Source organism: Paenibacillus sp. FSL R5-0713 (genome assembly GCF_037973325.1).
GTDB lineage: Bacteria > Bacillota > Bacilli > Paenibacillales > Paenibacillaceae > Paenibacillus.
Window position 1 is genome coordinate 6,724,996 of the sequence record NZ_CP150229.1, and the last position, 18,176, is coordinate 6,743,171.

General features: G+C 48.2%; 18 protein-coding genes. 2 read left to right on the forward strand and 16 right to left on the reverse strand.

The features are described from left to right. Positions 1-57: 57 nt before the first annotated feature. Together MKZ12_RS29795 and MKZ12_RS29800 are read right to left on the reverse strand one after the other, a co-directional pair. Complete coding sequence (locus MKZ12_RS29795; RefSeq protein ID WP_339258106.1) at positions 58-1,029, reverse strand: aldo/keto reductase; 972 nt, start codon at positions 1,027-1,029, stop codon at positions 58-60. A gap of 93 nt (positions 1,030-1,122) precedes the next feature. After that, positions 1,123-1,875 carry an SDR family oxidoreductase gene (locus MKZ12_RS29800; RefSeq protein ID WP_339258108.1) on the reverse strand — a complete coding sequence of 251 codons (753 nt, stop codon included), beginning with the start codon at positions 1,873-1,875 and terminating at the stop codon, positions 1,123-1,125. 149 nt (positions 1,876-2,024) lie between these two features. Here MKZ12_RS29800 and MKZ12_RS29805 point away from each other — a divergent pair, with 149 nt between their 5' ends. After that, a complete protein-coding gene (locus MKZ12_RS29805; RefSeq protein WP_301246303.1) occupies positions 2,025-2,474 on the forward strand; it encodes a MarR family transcriptional regulator in 450 nt (149 codons plus the stop codon). Between the two features lie 167 nt (positions 2,475-2,641). On the opposite strand, the gene rlmH is transcribed toward MKZ12_RS29805, so the two are convergent. The 8 genes from rlmH to MKZ12_RS29845 form a co-directional block, all read right to left on the reverse strand. Next, positions 2,642-3,121 (reverse strand): 23S rRNA (pseudouridine(1915)-N(3))-methyltransferase RlmH, encoded by a 480-nt coding sequence (gene rlmH, locus MKZ12_RS29810; protein WP_017691463.1) that lies wholly within the window; start codon positions 3,119-3,121, stop codon positions 2,642-2,644. A 510-nt stretch (positions 3,122-3,631) separates the two neighbouring features. Next, complete coding sequence (locus MKZ12_RS29815; RefSeq protein WP_017691462.1) at positions 3,632-3,799, reverse strand: CxxH/CxxC protein; 168 nt, start codon at positions 3,797-3,799, stop codon at positions 3,632-3,634. 228 nt (positions 3,800-4,027) lie between these two features. Next, positions 4,028-5,005: an MBL fold metallo-hydrolase gene (locus MKZ12_RS29820; RefSeq protein WP_339258109.1), complete on the reverse strand. Its 978-nt coding sequence runs from the start codon at positions 5,003-5,005 to the stop codon at positions 4,028-4,030. A gap of 71 nt (positions 5,006-5,076) precedes the next feature. Continuing rightward, positions 5,077-5,472 carry a nuclear transport factor 2 family protein gene (locus tag MKZ12_RS29825; RefSeq protein WP_339258110.1) on the reverse strand — a complete coding sequence of 132 codons (396 nt, stop codon included), beginning with the start codon at positions 5,470-5,472 and terminating at the stop codon, positions 5,077-5,079. Continuing rightward, positions 5,462-6,268, reverse strand: a complete 807-nt coding sequence (locus tag MKZ12_RS29830; protein ID WP_339258112.1) for an MBL fold metallo-hydrolase — start codon at positions 6,266-6,268, stop codon at positions 5,462-5,464. The genes MKZ12_RS29825 and MKZ12_RS29830 overlap by 11 nt, the downstream gene beginning before the upstream one ends. A 74-nt stretch (positions 6,269-6,342) precedes the next feature. After that, entirely contained in the window at positions 6,343-7,056 is a 714-nt protein-coding gene (locus MKZ12_RS29835) for a DsbA family oxidoreductase (RefSeq protein WP_339258114.1), read from the reverse strand. A 213-nt stretch (positions 7,057-7,269) separates the two neighbouring features. Beyond that, positions 7,270-7,794, reverse strand: a complete 525-nt coding sequence (locus tag MKZ12_RS29840) for a hypothetical protein (protein ID WP_339238867.1) — start codon at positions 7,792-7,794, stop codon at positions 7,270-7,272. Between the two features lie 300 nt (positions 7,795-8,094). Further along, positions 8,095-9,372: a trypsin-like peptidase domain-containing protein gene (locus MKZ12_RS29845; protein ID WP_339258116.1), complete on the reverse strand. Its 1,278-nt coding sequence runs from the start codon at positions 9,370-9,372 to the stop codon at positions 8,095-8,097. A gap of 721 nt (positions 9,373-10,093) precedes the next feature. Between MKZ12_RS29845 and MKZ12_RS29850 the strand changes: the two genes are divergently transcribed. After that, on the forward strand, positions 10,094-10,306 hold the full coding sequence (locus tag MKZ12_RS29850) for a hypothetical protein (protein WP_036611899.1): 213 nt from the start codon (positions 10,094-10,096) through the stop codon (positions 10,304-10,306). On the opposite strand, the gene MKZ12_RS29855 is transcribed toward MKZ12_RS29850, so the two are convergent. The 6 genes from MKZ12_RS29855 to MKZ12_RS29880 form a co-directional block, all read right to left on the reverse strand. Then, the gene (locus MKZ12_RS29855) at positions 10,275-11,081 is read right to left on the reverse strand and encodes an MBL fold metallo-hydrolase (RefSeq protein ID WP_339258117.1); all 807 of its coding nucleotides are present in this window, start codon (positions 11,079-11,081) and stop codon (positions 10,275-10,277) included. The two genes, MKZ12_RS29850 and MKZ12_RS29855, sit on opposite strands and share 32 nt — an antisense overlap. Positions 11,082-11,087: 6 nt before the next feature. Next, on the reverse strand, positions 11,088-11,831 hold the full coding sequence (yycI, locus tag MKZ12_RS29860; RefSeq protein ID WP_253442245.1) for a two-component system regulatory protein YycI: 744 nt from the start codon (positions 11,829-11,831) through the stop codon (positions 11,088-11,090). Positions 11,832-12,252: 421 nt separating this feature from the next. After that, on the reverse strand, positions 12,253-13,533 hold the full coding sequence (yycH, locus tag MKZ12_RS29865) for a two-component system activity regulator YycH (RefSeq protein ID WP_339258120.1): 1,281 nt from the start codon (positions 13,531-13,533) through the stop codon (positions 12,253-12,255). After that, complete coding sequence (gene walK, locus MKZ12_RS29870) at positions 13,517-15,367, reverse strand: cell wall metabolism sensor histidine kinase WalK (RefSeq protein ID WP_339258122.1); 1,851 nt, start codon at positions 15,365-15,367, stop codon at positions 13,517-13,519. Before walK ends, yycH begins: the two co-directional genes overlap by 17 nt. Next, positions 15,367-16,089, reverse strand: coding sequence for a response regulator YycF (yycF, locus tag MKZ12_RS29875; RefSeq protein ID WP_074092884.1), 723 nt, complete (start codon positions 16,087-16,089; stop codon positions 15,367-15,369). The genes walK and yycF overlap by 1 nt, the downstream gene beginning before the upstream one ends. Before the next feature lie 234 nt (positions 16,090-16,323). Continuing rightward, positions 16,324-17,856, reverse strand: coding sequence for a peptidoglycan DD-metalloendopeptidase family protein (locus MKZ12_RS29880; RefSeq protein ID WP_339258125.1), 1,533 nt, complete (start codon positions 17,854-17,856; stop codon positions 16,324-16,326). Between the last annotated feature and the right edge of the window lie 320 nt (positions 17,857-18,176).

The following is an 18,176-nucleotide window of genomic DNA, read 5'->3' on the forward strand; positions in this document are numbered from 1 at the left end:
CACGAAAAGAATTAGGCTTTGCATGATTAGCAGATGCACACCTTACTTGCGTCAAATTTATACGAATGGATGTGGAATATACAGTTCTTCTAAACGGGTAATTTCTTCAGAAGTCAATTTAACCGACAACGCCAAAACCGCATCTTCCAGATGGCTGATTTTGGTTGAACCCATAATCGGCGCTGTGACTTCTTCCTTTTGTAGCAACCATGCAAGTGCAATTTGTGCACGCGAAACTCCCCGGTTAGCTGCGATTTCTACCACTCTTTCCGCGACTTTGCGATCAGCCTCTTCCGTTTTATTAAACAATGCCTTTGCTACCTGGTCCTTCTCTGATCGTGCGGTCTGCTCATTCCAATCCCGAGTTAACCGGCCTGCAGCCAAAGGCAGGTAAGGAGTGACGCCAACTCCCTCATCTCTGCAAAGGGGGAGCATTTCTCGTTCTTCTTCCCGATAGAGCAGGTTTAATCTATTCTCCATGGAAACGAACCGCGTCCAGCCGTTGCGCTCTGCGACATGCTGAGCTTTCGCAAACTGCCATGCCAACATGGAGGATGCTCCGATGTATCTGACCTTGCCCGCCTTAACTAAATCGTGAAGAGCCTCCATGGTCTCCTCAATTGGCGTATTAGGATCCCACCGATGAATCTGGTACAAATCGACATAGTCTGTTCCGAGTCGTCTTAGACTGTTATCAATTTCGGTCATGATAGCTTTACGAGAAAGTCCCAAAGCATTCGGACCTTTGCGCATCGGAACAAATACCTTTGTTGCTATGACGACTTCGTCACGATGAGCAAAGTCCTTTAGAGCACGCCCGAGAATTTCTTCGCTTGTTCCGTCGGAATACATGTTGGCGGTACTAAAAAAGTTGATGCCCGATTCAAGTGCCTTCTTAATTATCGGTCTGCTTTGCTCCTCATCCAGAGACCATGGTGTATTGCCGCGTTCAGGTACTCCGAAACTCATGGTTCCAAGACTTAACTTTGAAACCTCTAACCCGCTGCGTCCAAGTTTTACATATTCCATTTGGTTGCACACTCCTTAAGGATATTGGGAAGGCATACACGCCTTCAGGTTGTATACACATAATTCGGTGAGCCCGTGCTACTCGAGACTACGTCACCACGGGAGTTGGCGTCTTTCGTTTGAGAATGTGCCCGTCGGACCGTCCTCGTTGAGGAGTGCAAGGCGCACGGGATGTCGCGCGGCTTGCTCGACGGTGCCCGTGCCCTCAAAGTTGTTGAGATCCGTCGCGGTGAAGCCTGGGCATACTGCATTGACCTTAATGCCTGTCGACTCGAGTTCAATGGCAAAGGCGAGCGTAATTGCATTGAGAGCCGTCTTGGAAGGGCTGTAAACGGCTCCGAACATCTCGCGTTGTGAATTAGTCGGATTCGCGTTCAACGTCAGTGAGCCCGAACCACTTGATACGTTGACGATACGCGCTGTCGGCGCTTCACGAAGGAGCGGCAGCATCGCTTGCGTGACGGCGATGACGCCGAACACGTTCGTCTCGAACACGGCTCGCACCTCTTCTAGAGATGCAACGCTTGGGCGTCCCGACTTCCCAACCTCCTCAAGAGGCCTGCCCGTCGGACCATGGTGCGATATGCCCGCATTATTCACGAGCACATCGAGACGACCGAGTTCACTTCTGATGCGCTCTGCCGCGGCGGAGATAGAATACTGATTTGTAACGTCGAGTTGGAGGGCATGGGCATCCGCTCCAACACTCTTCGCGGCTGTCTCCCCTTTCTCGAAATTGCGGGAGCCGATGAGCACCGTGAAGCCGCGAGCCGTGAGATCTTTGGCAATTTGAAGACCGATTCCTTTATTGGCTCCGGTGACCAAGGCCACGGGTTTATCCTGCATAAGAAACAACTCCTTTAGTGGGGATTTACTGTTCAATACAGGTTAATACATCAACTCGGTACTCGAGAGTTTTCTCATAGGTTGACATATCAACTTGAGTATAGGCTAACACCTTGTGGTTGACGTGTCAACTATGATATTATACTCGCATGGATATCAACAAAGTAAACGAAGATGAAATGCAAATATGGAATATGTGGAAAGGCTCCTTTAAAAGAATCTTCGGTCGCGTTGTTAAGGAGCTTTCTGAACATACAGGACTATCAGAAGGAGACTTTGGAGTACTAGATCGGTTAATTCAATTCGGAGATGGCAAGCTTCGTCAACAGGAACTAGCCGACTCGATGAACTGGGATAAGAGCAGATTATCCCATCATTTGACGCGGATGGAAAAACGTGGCCTTGTTAAAAGGGGGCCATTAGACGCAGATCGTGGTGTCCAGGTCATCATTACTTCTGCCGGAAAAGCAGCTTTGGATGAGGCCCTGCCCATCGTCTCAATGGCAATACGCAAGTATTTTCTGGATCAATTAACCGATCAAGACATTGAATCGATTACGAAGCTTGCGGAAAGAACAAAAAGCGACCCTAGCCTCTAGTAAAGCCTCGTTAACTTGTTCGTTTCTCTGGGCACTGTTCATGCTGTATATTCAAAAACGACAAGGGACTGAACCGGTCTTTCCCTTTATCTGTACCTCCAAGAAATGCAGCAGCCCGTTTAATTCGTCTTTTCCGCCAGTCGTGGGTAGCTCACCCCCTTTTCACCCTATTTGTGGTACGGTTCCCCCCGATTTATCTTCACTGCGCGATAAATCTGCTCCACCAACACCAGCCGCATAAGCTGATGCGGCAGGGTCATGCGCCCGAAGCTCAAACGCTGCTTCGCGCGGCGCAACACCTCATCGGAGAGCCCATGGCTTCCTCCGATGACAAACACGACATGGCTCGTCCCATACGTGCCGAGCTTGTCGATCTCCAATGCCAGCTCCTCGGAACTCCAGAGCTGGCCATCCAATGCGAGCGCGACAACATGCGCTTCGCTCTTCACATGCGCGAGGATGCGTTCGCCCTCGCGCTCTTTTACCGCCCGAACCTCAGCTTCGCTCAGGGTATCGGGCGCCTTTTCGTCTGCGACCTCGATCATCTGAAACTTGATGTACGGGGCGAGCCGCTTGGCATATTCCTGAATGCCCAGCGTCAGATATTTTTCCTTCAATTTGCCTACGCCAATAATCTGAATAAACATAAAATCCATTCCTCCTAAATTATCTTGCTTGCGCAATATTCTATAAGTAAGATGCATCATCGCATCGTTCGTTCCAACGGTATTATACCTATCCTACACATTTCTCCAAATTCTAACGAACTCCACACACCTTAATTAGCCTCATTTTAGCTCCTTTAAAATCTAACGAATCCAAAACACGCTATTTAGCACCAAACGAGCACTCCCCAACACTTTCAAGGCCATTTCATCAATATAACGTGTCTACGATTCGTTAGATTTCAACCAAGCGGTATTTACCACGAATAAGGTCCGTCAGGTTCGTTAGCGGCGCTACTCCACCGGCATCCCTTACAACCCTCGCCCAACTCCAAGCTGCCTACCAACACCCCCACCAATTCCCGCACAAACACAAAAAGAGCGCTCATCACGCTCTCCTTGGCTTCTTGCTGTGATGTTCATACCGGATGGAAAGTCAGCCTGAAGCGCCACCTTAAGTCACGCCTCCAGCCGTCTAAGTCCTACAGTACGCTAAACGACGAGGAATTCCGCGTGCTGTTCGCACTCAGCGCACTTCGCAGGCGGGTCCCAATCGGCAAATTCCGTCTCCTTCAGATCAACGATATCTGGAGCGTCCTCATACTCATCGACAAACATGTCGATGGCAATGTCCACGTGTTCTTTGCATACAACGTACATCCGTTAAGCATCCTTTCTGTAACCAGCTATGTTCCCGATTCACAACCGCGTATCCCATTACAGGATAGCCACTTCTCAGTTCTATCACACCTGCCGCCGAAAAGAAACCCCTGCATGTCGAATGAACGCAAAAAACATCCCTCCTGCACAGCAGGATAAGGATGTTTTCTCTTCATATACGCGATATTATAAGCTCTTATATATTCTTCCGCAAGCCTATCTTAAGACTTACGGCCAGGAGATATCGCCTTTAATTACTTTTGCGCCTGTCTCCAGATCACCTGTATTCGTAAAGTCAGGGTATGCTTCTTCCATTGCAGCGATCAACGCTGCAGAATCCTTAGCTTTCTCTGCTTCCGCTTCAAACTTGGCGATATAATCGCGGGTAAAGTTCACGCTCGAAATATCACCCGCACTTGTACCTACATAGTGACCCGGAATAACATGCTCTGGGTTCAAGGCCGTAATTTTGTCCAGCAGCTCACGCCAGTTATCGCGGCTCTCAGGGGTTTGGTTATCGGCCATCCAGACATGTTGGTTCTCGTATACAGGAACCCCGCCCAGAACTGTTTTGATGGATGGAACCCACAGAACAGTATGTGATGGATCTGGTCCATCCAATCCAATAATCTGTACAGCCTCACCATCTACAGTGAATTGATCGCCATCAAATGCATCAGGCACAACTTGTGCAGTTGGGGCATTTTCCTTCAAGATCGGGTTCCAGTAATCATTTTTTACTTGAATCGTCGATTTGATTCCTTCAACCGTAGCCGGTGTAGCTACAATTTTCACATCAGGATATGCCTCACGAATCACGGACAGACCGAAATAATAGTCCGGATCTTGATGACTGATAAATACGGTTGTCAATTTTTTGCCTGTAGCTTGGATCAGTTTGACCACTTCTTCTGCATCATTCTTCTGGAACTGCGCATCCACGAGAGCTACTTCAGTTGGGCCTTCAATTAGGTTGGAAGATACACCGAAGATGCTTTTTTTACCGGGGTTGAATGTTGTAACTTTAAGCTCTGCCGCTTCCGGAGTTTTTGTGTTTTCCGTTGCTGTATTCGTTGTTTCTGCGGCATTCGATGCCGTATTATCTGCTGTTCCGGCATTATTCGTTGCGCTCGCACCACAAGCACTCAAAACTAACATGAGACTCAGGAGCAAAATTGCTCCAGTTGTTGATTTTTTGTTAAACATCGTATAAATCTTCCTCTCTAATGTCTACGATCATATGCATATGTGCTAACAATCGGAATTTAACTGGGTTGTTATTTGGATTCAATTGCGCTTTGCACCAGGTAACTATCTACATACTGTTTGAACTTGATAATTTTTTGATCTTGAAGCTTCCAGATATGCACGAAGTCTGCTTCAAAATATTTTCCTGTTTTTCGATACGTTCCAGAATACACACCCACTGCAATAATCGTATCGCCATCTTCATAGAACTCGCTGACTTCCGCCTTATAGCCATCCCATTCCGTGCCCAAACGGTAGAACACATTCTGAGAAATATCATCATATCCGATGTATGTTCCCGCATAAGGAAAACCTGCTGCTTCTGTCCACTCCGCTTGTTCCGCTAAATAGGTCTGATACTTCACACCGTTTTCCTTCGAATCACCTTGGTATGTGCTTTGAATGATCTCCAGATTACTCGGCATGGTTCACCCCGACAGCCTTAGCGGCAAGAATTAATCCAATCTCAAGCGTATCCAGTCCGGGGAACCGTGATTTCATATTGGCTATAATTTGATCTGTTGTTGGTGATACACTCAATACTTCATCATAAGCAATCAGGTAACGCCGTGTATTGGCGATCGCCCCCGGTGTATTCTCTGTATGGTAAGCCTGATGCCCTGCAATAACGATCTCAGGTTGCAATGCTTCCAACTCATCCAGTGTACGATGCCATGCCTGACGGGATTCAGCATTCGTTTCCAACGTCCACACAAACGTTTCGTTATATACAATGTCGCCAGTAATGAGAGCTTTAATGGATGGAATCCATACGTAACTGTTATTGGGTGTGTCTCCCTGCAGACGACCTTTGATTCTCAGTTCATGACCTTCCAGTTCAATGACATCCTGATTCAATGCTTCTGGAATTACCGGTTCGTCTGGGACGTTATTGCCAACCGTTGGTTTCCATTGATCGATTTTTTTGGCAAACGTATTTTTGATATCCTCAACCGTCTCTGGAAGAGCAACTACTTTGGCTTGCGGATAAGTCGACTTAATGACTTCAAGACCGAAATAATGATCTGGGTGGAAATGCGTGATATAGATGTGAGTTAGATTTTTACCCAGCTCCAGCAGTCTTGCAGTCAGGCGATGGGCATCACTAAGCAGGAATTGAGCATCGACCAGAACCGCATCATTCTCTCCGTAGATGATTGCTGAGTTAACGTTAAAGGCTTGAACAGAACCTGTGAAAGCTTCAATCGATAATTTAGACATGTGCATCGTCCCCTTTTAATAATGAATTTATGATCCAGCTAAAGTATTGGTCTCGCGCAAAATGCAAATTATACTTACTTCACGCTGCATGTACCATCCACGCATTGATCAGCTGATCCAGAACCCATCTGGTTGTCATTCAAAATAGTCAATGGACGAGATTCCTTCCATGCTGCATCCAGTACTTCGAGAAATTTCTTGCTGGACTGTGCTCCCGAAAGAGCATATTTACGGTCAATGACGAAGAATGGAACACCTGTTGCGCCCACTCGTTGCGCTTCCGCTTCATCAGCACGAACTTCGCTGGCATAGTCATCCCCCTTAAGGATTTGGCGGACCCTTGCTTCTTCCAAGCCAGCATCTACCGCCATCTCAATCAGTGTTTGATGATCACCCAAGCGCCGACCTTCTGTAAAATAACCCTGGAATAAATCTTGTAATATTATTTCTTTTCCTTGCTCTGAAGCATATTTTGCTAAGCGATGGGCATCGAACGTATTCGTCAGCTGAATGGAGTCAAACTGAAAATCAATTCCAGCCGCTCTTCCTTCTGATCCAATATTATCGTTCATGGCAATCGCCTGTTCGCGGCTCATTCCATACTTGCCAACCAACATGTCATGCACATCATGATCTGCACTTTGCGGAGCATGAGGGTCAAGTTCAAAACTTTTAAAAACAAGCTCTACGTCGTCTTTATTGGAAAATTGCTCTAAGGCCGTTTCGAATCTTTGTTTTCCAATAAAACAAAAAGGACATGCAAAGTCTGACCAAACCTCTACTTTCATATAAAAAAACTCCTTTTTTAATCCTTGTTGTAACTATAATGATTACAACTCGTTTATGTAACTATTATAGTTACAACTAATTTCCTTTGTCAAGCATCACGTTTAAAATGAATACAAAAAAACGAGCCCGCTAAGGCTCGCTTGATGTATTTAGGTAACTTTATGTCCCTTATCATTTTGTTTTGTCTATAATCTGCTCGTCAGCTCTGATGGTTACTTCAATCCCGATTGCGCCTTCGTCAAAAGCTTGCCACTTTGAAAGGCAATAACTGCATTGGCACCATTGCCAGCAGTACCTTTATAGTTGTAGACCACCATATTCTCCGCTTCACTCAGCGCTTCACCTTCGCCACCAAGGATCTCGATAACCTCTTCCACAGACATACCAACCTCAAGCTTCTCATACTGGGCAAACGTAATCAGCACCCCGTCCCCTTTCCCGGCCGATCCGTTGTTTCCGGATGCAGCAGGCGTTTGACCACTAGCCCCACCTACTGCAATCACATTTGTACTCAGCTCATTCAACTTGGTCTCAAGTGCTGCGATCTTTTGCTCCTGCTCAACGCTCTTGGCTCCCTGTTCCACCAATTTCTTCTCAAGCCCAGCAATTTTCTCTTGCAGAGCACTTGTATCCACCGATGCTCCTGTCGTAGCAACCTCAGATCCACAGGCAGACAACATCAACAGGGACAGCATCAAGCTTGTTCCCCCAAGTATCTTTTTCTTCAATCGTTCCATTAGAAATACCCCTTCCATTTTGAAATAAAAATAAGATCGACAAACAGATGTTATTTGCATCAGCGACCGTTTGAACATATAGACAACAGTTTACCACAGCCCAAGTCTGATGTATCTGCTACTTTGGCTCCGGGTCTAACTGATCATGAGTACATATTACAAATGGTTGATCTACTCATTTACTGTCGAACGAACACGTCCACTCATAATAACTAAAAAAGAGTGGTCAGTAGATCTGATCACTCTTCTAGCTTTCCCTATTTCAATCCGCCCAACAGTATAGGCTTCGTTGAACTTCCTTTACTCCGGTTTATCTGTCAGCTTCACCGATACTTTCTCCGCTTTGCCATCCCGGTAGAAGGTCACTTCAATCGTATCCCCAATCTTCTTCTGATCGTACAGATACTTCCGTAGATCTAGCGTGGAGGTAATTTTTTGCCCGTCAAATTCCGTAATGACATCATTCAGCTTCATGCCCGCATCAGATGCCGGACCCGATGCCTCCAGTACAACCACACCGCTATCCACGTGAGATGGCAGCTTCAGATCCTTGCGCTGCTCGTCATCCAGTGGTGCATATGGGTTGCTCAGATCGACCGTGTATACGCCCAGGTATGGACGAGATACTTTGCCGTTCAATAGCAGGGAATCTACGGTTTTCATCACTTCGTTCATCGGAATCGCGAAGCCGAGACCTTCCACACCCGTATCCGAGATCTTCATCGTGTTGATTCCTACAACTTTGCCGTTCAGATCGACGAGTGCACCGCCACTATTACCCTCATTAATTGCCGCATCCGTCTGGATCACGTTTTGCTCCCAGTCGTACACGCCGTCCTGATTAATCGATACAGGCAGAATACGATCCGTGTAACTGACAATACCAGATGTCAGCGTACCGCCCAGACCGAGCGGGTTTCCAATCGCCAGCACGGTTTGACCGCGCTGAAGTTTGCTGGAATCACCGATCTCCGCCACTGCACCCAGCCCTTTATCTTCTGCGGATAATACAGCAATGTCGCTCACACGGTCCTTACCGACCAGCTTCGCTTTATGTGTCTCCCCGTCCACAGTCACGATCTCCAGGTCACTCGCACCTTCCACGACGTGGTGGTTGGTCATAATGTAGGCCTTGCCATCTTCCTTCTTGAAAATGACCCCTGATCCCAACGCGGAATCTTCCATCGACAGGCTACTGCCCGTTTTATGGTTCACGATGCTTACCACGGAAGGACGTACCTTCGCCGCTGCCTGAATAATCCGATCGTATGGATCAGCTACCTGTGCTGTCTGAGCACCGCCTCCACCACCATTACCTGTAGCATTCGCCAGCGGTAACGAAGCGGGCTGTGTGATGAAGCTAAACAGCATGACAGTCACGATGGAGCTGATCACCGAGCTAATTACAGCTACCTTCACTGTGGAACTGATTCCCGTACGCGATCTGCGCGGATTGCTCCAGCGGTCACGTCCACGTCCCCTGCCTCCAGGGCGGATAATCAGAAGTTTGCCTTTCTGTTCAGGTTCGGCGCGTCTTGATACTTTGGTTGAATAAAAATCGTCTCCAAACAATCCCATCGTGATCCTCTCCCCTTCGTTGTCACGCATCAAGACCCTGACTGCCGCCTAAGTTTTCGCATGGATCAACGATGGAGTTCTCACATACACCACTCCGCCAACAGACGAACCTTCCGATCGCTGTTACTCACAAATTTTTTTGATTCCCTCTTCCAAGGTAAAAATTTGTTCCTAAAGGCGAACACTCTGTTTCTTCAGGTTTCTTCTGTCGTCTTCGTTACGTGAAGACTCCAACGGTTTCCCATGCTTTTTTGCATTTTATAAAATGGTCTTGCATATCGCCGCATCCCGGCATCAAATCAAGATACAGCGTCTATGTACAACAGAACGGACACGCCATTCTGTCAGTGACTCTATCAATCATGCTCTCGCATTCATTCTATGACATGCCATTTCACACGCAAAACAGCCAAAATCACAATGCTCCTCATATACTAAACACGCCAAATCCAAAAAAGTTGCATATTAACGAAAATTACCGCACATTTCTGCTATAACGCGCTTAACAATAAAGGTCCATAGTATCTATCACCACAAAATTCGGTTCGCTAAGCGCCGTTTTGGCCATTTTGAAGAACTTTTTTACCCCTGCATGGTCACAGGTTCAGCATACACGCCTTATCACTGAAATGTTAGCGGCAAAAAGAGGAATGTTTTCCATCAAGCCTGACTACAATAATAGTAAAAGACAATTCGAAGCTTCATAGAGGAGGAAGTATACATGGATCGCACGCGTACACTCACAGCCATGGACGAAGTTCATATGGCGGCCAAGCTGGCCGATCTCAAGGAAGAACACTATCGCAATACCCTTGCACTGAGTACCATCATCGAACTGCTTATTGATAAAGGCATCCTAACCCGCGAGGAAGTCGAGCGCAAAGCCGCCGAACTGGACAGCTTTATGGCTCACCCACCCTATCCCATGGCGTAGGCCGGTCGTAATACGTATCACAGAGTTTGAACTCATGATCCCGATAAAAGCATCCACGGCTCTCCATCGCGTCGCGCACCGACATTTTCGCCAAGTCCATCATATTATGGTCCCGGCTAAGATGTGCCAGATACGTGCGCTTGATGCGTCCGTTCATCAATTCACTAAGCGCTGCCCCTGCTGCTTCGTTCGACAAATGCCCAATGTCGCTCAGAATCCGGCGCTTGGTGTTCCACGGATAACGCCCCATACGCAGTAATTCGACATCATGATTCGCTTCCAGCACCAGCACGTCGGAATCAGAGATCGCATCGCGAACCTTGTCGCTCATATATCCCAGATCTGTTGCAACAGACAGCTTCTCACTGCCGTCATCGAACGTATACCCTACTGGCTCGGCCGCATCATGTGAGATGCCGAAGGATTCCACGCGCAGTGACCCAAAATCATGCTTTTCACCCGTCTCAAAAATCCTCCGGTTTTCCTCTGGAATCGCCCCAACCGACTTTTCCAGCGCCGCCCACGTATTCAGATTCGCGTAGATTGGTAAATTATATTTCCGAGACATCGCGCCTAGTCCTTTAATGTGATCGGAATGTTCATGTGTAACCAGAATCCCGTCCAGTTCTGCCCCAGAAATCTCCCTTTCCTGAAACAGTGCATCCAATCGCTTCGCACTAAGACCCGCATCAATCATGAGAGAGGTCCCCCCATGCTGTATGACCGTGGCATTACCTGTCGAACCGCTGGATAACACGGTAAAATATATCCCCATAACGCATTACTCCCCTGGTTTGTCTGTCTTGGGACTAAATACATCCCCACTGATGCCCTGCACGTACAACACTTCGCCACTTTCCAGCACGAACCGCCATGCCGGCATCGCTACCTGTATATCTGAATTGAACAACTGGCCGTAATAGCCCAGCTGAATATCTTTGACAATCGCATCATTTGGCAAAAAGTTCTCGATCAGCGTTCCCAGCGCCTTCGACGCCGGAAGCACCTGCTGATCGCTCTCCTCGGCGGTCGTAATCCGCACCGGAGTCTGACGATAACCCTTTATTTTCTGGTCGCTGTAGAACAGCTCCAGACTCACATTGAAGAGCGGCCATTTGCCATCCACCAGTGGGTGAAGCACAAAAGCCCCATCCTCGGCCATCAGCTGATCCAGCCGGTATGTGCCGATCTGTGGAATCTCACGCTGTAATGCATCTTCCAGCTCACTCTGTGAGAAAATCAACTTGCTATCTACCGGCTGTTCCAGCTCCATATCAACACCTGCCTTGTCCTCTTCAATGAACTCATAGGACAACTTCGGCAACTTCGGCGTTTCATTCGGAATCGGAGCAAGCACCTGAATGCCCTTCTCTTCCATCGCCTGCTGTGTATTGTCAGCCAGTGAGGTGAAGTCCAGATTGGCTCCGGCCGTCTCCCGCGCATCCATCCAGATCTGGTAACCCAGCACCAGATTGAGCAGCAGAAAGGCATAGATCAACACATTTTTCGCCCGTCCCCAATCCATAACATCCACCTCCTCACTTAACTGACTGAAATACAAATACTTTTAACCCCTCTTGGAAAATGGGTCCCACTCCGCTTGTAGCACTACACTCCTCTGCTCGCTAACGAACTCCACGCGGCTTATTAGCTCCATTTCCCGCAAGTTTGTAATCTAACGAATCGAAGAGAAGTTATTTATAGCATTTATAGGCTTTCTAACGGTTTTCACCCGTTTTCAGCCGGAATAACGTCGCTAAAGTTCGTTAGATTTTGCGTTATAGGCTAATCCGGCATTTAAGGCGTCTCAAATTCGTTAGCCGTTAGCCCTCTGCCCGAGGATAACCATCATCTCCCTTGGGCAGTTCACATCTATTGATCAGGAGGTTATTCTGCACGCGTAGTGATAAAGTACAGCTACTCTTTGGTTTAAAGACTATAACCCATCAAGATACGGTAGTCTCCTCCCCGTTTCCAAAGCGAATAACCCATACCGGAATCAGCCTTAGTCCATCCTCAGTTGTAGAAGGACGATACGCTGGATATACATCCACAACCTGGCGATTCTCACCTGCGACCTTTTTAATCAGAGCCTTCAGCTTGTCTCCGCCAGGCAATTTGACCGATTTCTTGGTCTCTGCACCTTCGTTCAGGTACTCCAGCGATCGTTCATAACTGGATACCGTCTCCTGCTGCATCTCCATGCTAATCGTGCCGAAGCGGAACTGCATGGAATCCATAATCGGATAACTGCCGTAATACTGCTGGAATTCAAGCCGTGTTTTGCTGTCCGTGGTCCCCAGCATCATGCGCGACCGGCCTTTCCAGCCCCCATGCTGATTTACAAAATCAACCGCAGACAACGCATCCTTCGCAGGATCAATCTGTCCCGCAGGTGGTGCCGCCGGATCGGTGTAACTGATCCAGCGCTGTTCCTGTTTTACTTGTAAACTACGTTTACTGTCCGTATAGATCTCTGATCCATCTTTTTCCCGGATATTCCGGGTCATGCTTGGATCGAAGAACAGACTGCGCTGCATCTGCTCAACCGTGAATTGCCCTGTCGGCACATCCGCCTCAATTGTCTCCAGAGGTTCCGCCGGGATATAATAACCGCCATCCATTAAGGTATATGGCGTCCAGTTCGCACCGAAGTCAACATGCTGCTGCACGTCTTGTACTGTCAGGTCCGCCTGCGTTGCTTCATATACCACGTCTCCCTTGGCGCTGAAGAACAGCGCATGGGCCTTCGTTTCATTTTTAGCCGTATAGATCGAGATTCGGTTAATCGTCTCCCCCTGGAATAAGGAATCCGTCCCGAGCCTCATCACCCGCTGCAACAATGCTACCGGAATCCCTTCTTTGAACGATAGCTCAAACCCGGGGTTCTCCTTGCGAATCTGATCCCAGTTCACCGATTGCACGCTGCGGCGCTGAAAATCATCGAACGTCCGCCCCTGTAACCTTGAATAGATCAACTGATAGAACGTATTGCCAGGGTAAAACACCGTATGTTTATCTTCACCCAGATGAATAATCATCTGATCAGGGAAGATCAATTCTTCAATATTGCGTTCCTGACCCATATTTTCCGTCTTCACATAGTTCGTCTCTGACGTCACAATGGAATCGCCGCCGCCGGGCAGACGGTAGATTAGAAAATAACTCTGAACCAGACTGGCTACAACAAGGGCAGCAAGCACCAATGATTTAATCCGTTCCTTCACGGTGCTCACCCCCTTCCTCACGCATCGGCAGTGTGAACGTTACTGTCGTGCCTACGTCCACTTCAGACTCCAGAGAGATGCTGCCATCATGCGCCTTCACAATTTCCCGGGCAATGGACAGTCCTAATCCTGTACCTCCCATACTGCGAGAACGAGCCTTGTCCACCCGGTAAAACCGCTCAAAAATGCGATCCAGATCGCGCTGTGGAATACCCATTCCGGTATCTGATACCGAGATGGCAAGGGCGTGTCCATCACTGCGTCTAGCAGCAATCGTAATGGTGCCGCCTTCCAACGTATATTTCAGCGCATTGGATACGACATTATCCAGCACCTGATCAATCTGGTCTCGATCCAGTGGAACAGCCGGAATATCATTCTCCACAGACAGCACTGGCTGAATATCCTTCTGATGCATCTGGAACGAGAAGCGATCGGTCACTTCCTCCAGCATTTCCAGAATGTCGGTTGGTTGTTTCCTCAGCAAAGCCTCTTTGGAATCCAGCCGCGACAGGTGCAGCAGATCCGTAACCAGCCTGATCATTCGCTCCGTCTCGTTCTGAATAACACCAACAAAACGACCGGCAAGCTGCGGGTCTTCCAGTGCACCGTCATCCAACGCTTCCGCGTAACTCTTGATCGTAGTCAGTGGTGTACGCAGTTCATGGGATACATTCGCCACGAATTCACGCCGGGATGCCTCAAGCTCTTCCTGTTCGGTAACATCCTGAAGTACGGCAATGGTTCCCGTGATCCCCCGTTCACGCCGATGAACCGGTGTGAACGTCATCCGAATGACCACAGGCTCTTCTTGTCCTGCGGGTGCAATTTGCAGCAGCGTAGAACCTGTGAACCCACTCGCGAGAGCTTCCGCATCCTCCGGATCAATGCCGAGTAATATGGCAAAATGTCTTCCTTCAATATCCGCAGGATGCATACCCAGTATGTTGCTGGCACGACGATTTACGAGAATGACTTTCCCGTACTCATCCGTAGCTACCACACCATCACTCATATTGGTCAGAATGGAGGTCAACTTCTCCTTCTCCTCTTCATTCTGCGAGAGTGCATCCCGAAGCCTGCTGGTCATATAGTTAAAAGCCCGACTGAGCTGACCAATCTCATCCGTGCCAAATACAGGTGTCTGCTGATCAAAGTTACCTTCTGCGACCGCTGTCGCCCTCCGAGTCACTTCCTTAATCGGCTGCGTAATCGTATGGGACAGGATCACGCCAAGTACCGCGGTTAACACCAAGGCAATCAGGATACCGGAGATGAAGATTTTGTTGATTCCCTCCATCGTGGAATACAGCTCGTTCATGGATGCTGCGATGTAGACCGCACCAATGATTTTGCCGCCGGACAGCACAGGCTTGGCGACGACTTTTTTGCGAACATTATCCTCGTCCACGATATATTCCTCATTATCCCGAATGCCTTGCAGCGCACGGCTGACGACGGTCTGGGTGTTTTTGCGCCCCACATAGTCTGAATGTGAACTTAGCGAGGTCGTCAGTACTTTTCCACTGGCATCCAGCACCTGAATCTCGGCACCGTTAATGTTGAACAGGTTGTTTACCAGCACACGCAGATTTTCCGTTTTGTCCTCGCCAGCCTCTGCTTCTCCACCCGCCATCGTCTCCCCCACGAGAACCGACAGCATCTCCGCACGGGCCTGCAAGTCTTCCGTAAAGTTGCTCGTTAGCGAGTTCTTCATCGCGCTCACAAAATAAACGCCGATCAATTGCATTGCAATCAGAATCAGCAGTACATAGATAATAATCAATTTCGCCTGAATCGTTCGAAAGAACGAGAATCGCGCGAATCGGCCCATTATATCCCCACGCTTTTGGCACTGCGCACGAGATAACCGAGCCCGCGGCGTGTCAGAATCGTTTCCGGTTTGCTCGGATTCTCCTCAATCTTCTCACGCAGACGACGGATCGTGACATCCACAGTACGTACATCGCCGAAATATTCATATCCCCATACCGCTTGCAGCAGATGTTCCCGAGTCATAACCTTGCCGGAGTGCTTCGCCATATAATAGAGAAGTTCGTACTCACGGTGGGTCAGATCGAGCGGCTCCCCGCCTTTGTAAGCCGTATACATGTCCATATCAAATGCCAGATCAAATAGCCGCATGACCTGCTTTTCCTCATCTTCCGGCGCTTCTGCCGTAATCGCGAGCTTTTGCCGTCTGCGCATCTGTGCCTTCACCCGTGCAAGCAACTCACGCGTACTGAAAGGCTTCGTCACGTAATCATCCGCACCCAATTCCAACCCGAGTACCTTGTCGATCTCGCCATCCTTGGCGGTAAGCATAATGATCGGCATCTCCAGATGAGCGCGCACCTCACGACATACATCCATACCGTCCTTACCCGGCAGCATCAGATCCAGCAGCATCAGATCCGGTTTTTCGGATAACGCCAGTTCAACCGCACGAATGCCATCAAATGCACAGATGACCTCGTACCCCTCTTTTTCCAAATTAAACTTCAGAATGTCTGCGATGGGCTGTTCATCGTCCACCACCAAAATCTTCCCCTGCATCGGCTGAATTCACCCCTATATCCTGCTTAATCCGCATTAGCGTCTATATCTATCTTCTATGTTCAGCTTGTACCAAAGCCTCGTTGATTGTTGTATATACTCTATAGTTTAACATACCTGAAGCACCGTCACATCCCGATCAGAGGCTTGAAAGGTCTTTCATTTGAAAATTTTTTACAGCAGCAAAAAACAAGGCCGGCATCATTGCCAACCTTGCTCTCCTTAAGCTCTGTATTAGTTCAGATACGTTAACGGATTTTCTACCGTTCCATTCTTAATAATCTCAAAATGCAGATGTGTTCCGGTCGAACGACCCGTGTTGCCCATAACACCAATACTCTCGCCTTTTTCAACCACTTGTCCAACCTTAACGCCAATGCTGTTCAGATGTCCATACAGTGTTTCGTATCCGTTACGGTGGTTAATAATGATGACATTACCATAACCGCTTTTCTGTCCAGCAAAAGTAATTACACCCTCGTCAGACGCTTTCACATCGCGGTTACCTACCAGATCGACACCTTTGTGCTGGCGCCCCCACCGTTGTCCGAAGCTGCTGCTCATCGTGGCATTGGATACCGGCCAAGCAAATTCACCTGTGCCCTCGCCAACGACTTTGGTTCCGCTAAGGACCACTTCAGTTACAGCTGCTTTAATCACTTCCTGACCAAGCCACTCTTCCTGAACAACTTCACCATTTTCTTTGGTTATACGGTACTGCATGCTTTTCAATCCGCTTTGTCCTGGACGCACGACTTTTGTGGTACCTGCTTTCAACTCAGCACTTTTGCGTACTTCCACTTGCGGTTTAATCTCAATCTGCTCAACAACCTGCTCCACCGATTTAACGGTTATCGCCGGTTTCGGAACGGTCAGGGTCAGTTCGTCTCCAATTTGAAGCGACGTTTCCTTGATGCCCGGATTATGCTGGCGAATCTCACTTTGTGTAATTTCATACTTGGCAGCGATCGACGAGATTGTATCTCCTTCATGAACCACATAAGTTACAGGCGCGTCTTTACCGACGGTTAATGCTTTAACCGCCTCGGACACATCCCATATTTTGTTTGGGTCAGCCTTCACCAAATCCGTCGCTACATCTTCCTTGATGCCTACCGACTTCAGGGTTGTACTTGGTCCCTCGTTTTTCTTCGAGGAATTAGCCGATACCGACTTCGTCTTCAGCGAACTTCGCACAGTCGATGCCGATATGTATTTGCTCTGCACCTGTTCCAGGATTGCATCCGCTGTAGCCTGATCTTTCACAATACCAATGACTTCACCGTCTACCTTGAGCTCCACGCCTTTGGCGTAGGCTGTTAGCATGTCACCCAGTTTGTCCAGCGTCTCGTCACTGTTCACTTCAGGTTTGTATGCTCTTACCGTTTCGGTTGTGATACCATCCGTGTTCAGCACCATCTCTGCATCCGGATATTTATGTTGATATTCCTCGGTTTTGTCTGTAAATAGTTGTTGTAATTGTGCTTCATCTGCAATGGTACCAATCTCGCTACCTTTAACCATTACTTTATAATACGGCACGGTATTTGCAGTAACATATTGTTTGCCTGCGAACCCGAGCGATGCTGCGATGAATACACCACAAGCTGCTGTAATGATCCATTTGCGCGAGGCCAGAACGCGCTTCTTATTCACACTGAAGGTGGACATGCTCATGTTGTTTTTGTCTTCGGCCGTCCGGTGTTCCCCGGATTGTTCGTGTACCCGGTCTTTGCCCGGTTGGCGTATGCCTCTGAAACCTTTCATGATTCTCTCCTTTTCAGCACTTCTCAGTTCGCATTTCTGTCAAGACATCACCCATCGTGTCTGTCCCATGCTCGTTGATACTTGTATTGGGTGTCCGCAAAATCAGGACTTTAGCTGCGCTCATAAAAGTGTCAAAATTTTAACCTTTTATCACACCCGTATACTTTAACACAGGTTTTACACTTATTTCAACTCTACACATCACACCGCAAAGCCACGCCACGCTTGGTTTTCCTGAATTATCCATAAGTTCTTATGACCGATCCATCACCCATTATGCCTCAACATCCGCTGTACTATGTACTTTTACTCACAATTTA

Coding starts and splice junctions, on each gene's coding strand:
- MKZ12_RS29795 (WP_339258106.1), bottom strand. CDS start 1,029: ATGGAATATGTAAAACTTGGACGCAGCGGGTTAGAGGTTTCAAAGTTA.
- MKZ12_RS29800 (WP_339258108.1), bottom strand. CDS start 1,875: ATGCAGGATAAACCCGTGGCCTTGGTCACCGGAGCCAATAAAGGAATC.
- MKZ12_RS29805 (WP_301246303.1), top strand. CDS start 2,025: ATGGATATCAACAAAGTAAACGAAGATGAAATGCAAATATGGAATATG.
- rlmH (WP_017691463.1), bottom strand. CDS start 3,121: ATGTTTATTCAGATTATTGGCGTAGGCAAATTGAAGGAAAAATATCTG.
- MKZ12_RS29815 (WP_017691462.1), bottom strand. CDS start 3,799: ATGTACGTTGTATGCAAAGAACACGTGGACATTGCCATCGACATGTTT.
- MKZ12_RS29820 (WP_339258109.1), bottom strand. CDS start 5,005: ATGTTTAACAAAAAATCAACAACTGGAGCAATTTTGCTCCTGAGTCTC.
- MKZ12_RS29825 (WP_339258110.1), bottom strand. CDS start 5,472: ATGCCGAGTAATCTGGAGATCATTCAAAGCACATACCAAGGTGATTCG.
- MKZ12_RS29830 (WP_339258112.1), bottom strand. CDS start 6,268: ATGTCTAAATTATCGATTGAAGCTTTCACAGGTTCTGTTCAAGCCTTT.
- MKZ12_RS29835 (WP_339258114.1), bottom strand. CDS start 7,056: ATGAAAGTAGAGGTTTGGTCAGACTTTGCATGTCCTTTTTGTTTTATT.
- MKZ12_RS29840 (WP_339238867.1), bottom strand. CDS start 7,794: ATGGAACGATTGAAGAAAAAGATACTTGGGGGAACAAGCTTGATGCTG.
- MKZ12_RS29845 (WP_339258116.1), bottom strand. CDS start 9,372: ATGGGATTGTTTGGAGACGATTTTTATTCAACCAAAGTATCAAGACGC.
- MKZ12_RS29850 (WP_036611899.1), top strand. CDS start 10,094: ATGGATCGCACGCGTACACTCACAGCCATGGACGAAGTTCATATGGCG.
- MKZ12_RS29855 (WP_339258117.1), bottom strand. CDS start 11,081: ATGGGGATATATTTTACCGTGTTATCCAGCGGTTCGACAGGTAATGCC.
- yycI (WP_253442245.1), bottom strand. CDS start 11,831: ATGGATTGGGGACGGGCGAAAAATGTGTTGATCTATGCCTTTCTGCTG.
- walK (WP_339258122.1), bottom strand. CDS start 15,367: ATGGGCCGATTCGCGCGATTCTCGTTCTTTCGAACGATTCAGGCGAAA.
- yycF (WP_074092884.1), bottom strand. CDS start 16,089: ATGCAGGGGAAGATTTTGGTGGTGGACGATGAACAGCCCATCGCAGAC.
- MKZ12_RS29880 (WP_339258125.1), bottom strand. CDS start 17,856: ATGAAAGGTTTCAGAGGCATACGCCAACCGGGCAAAGACCGGGTACAC.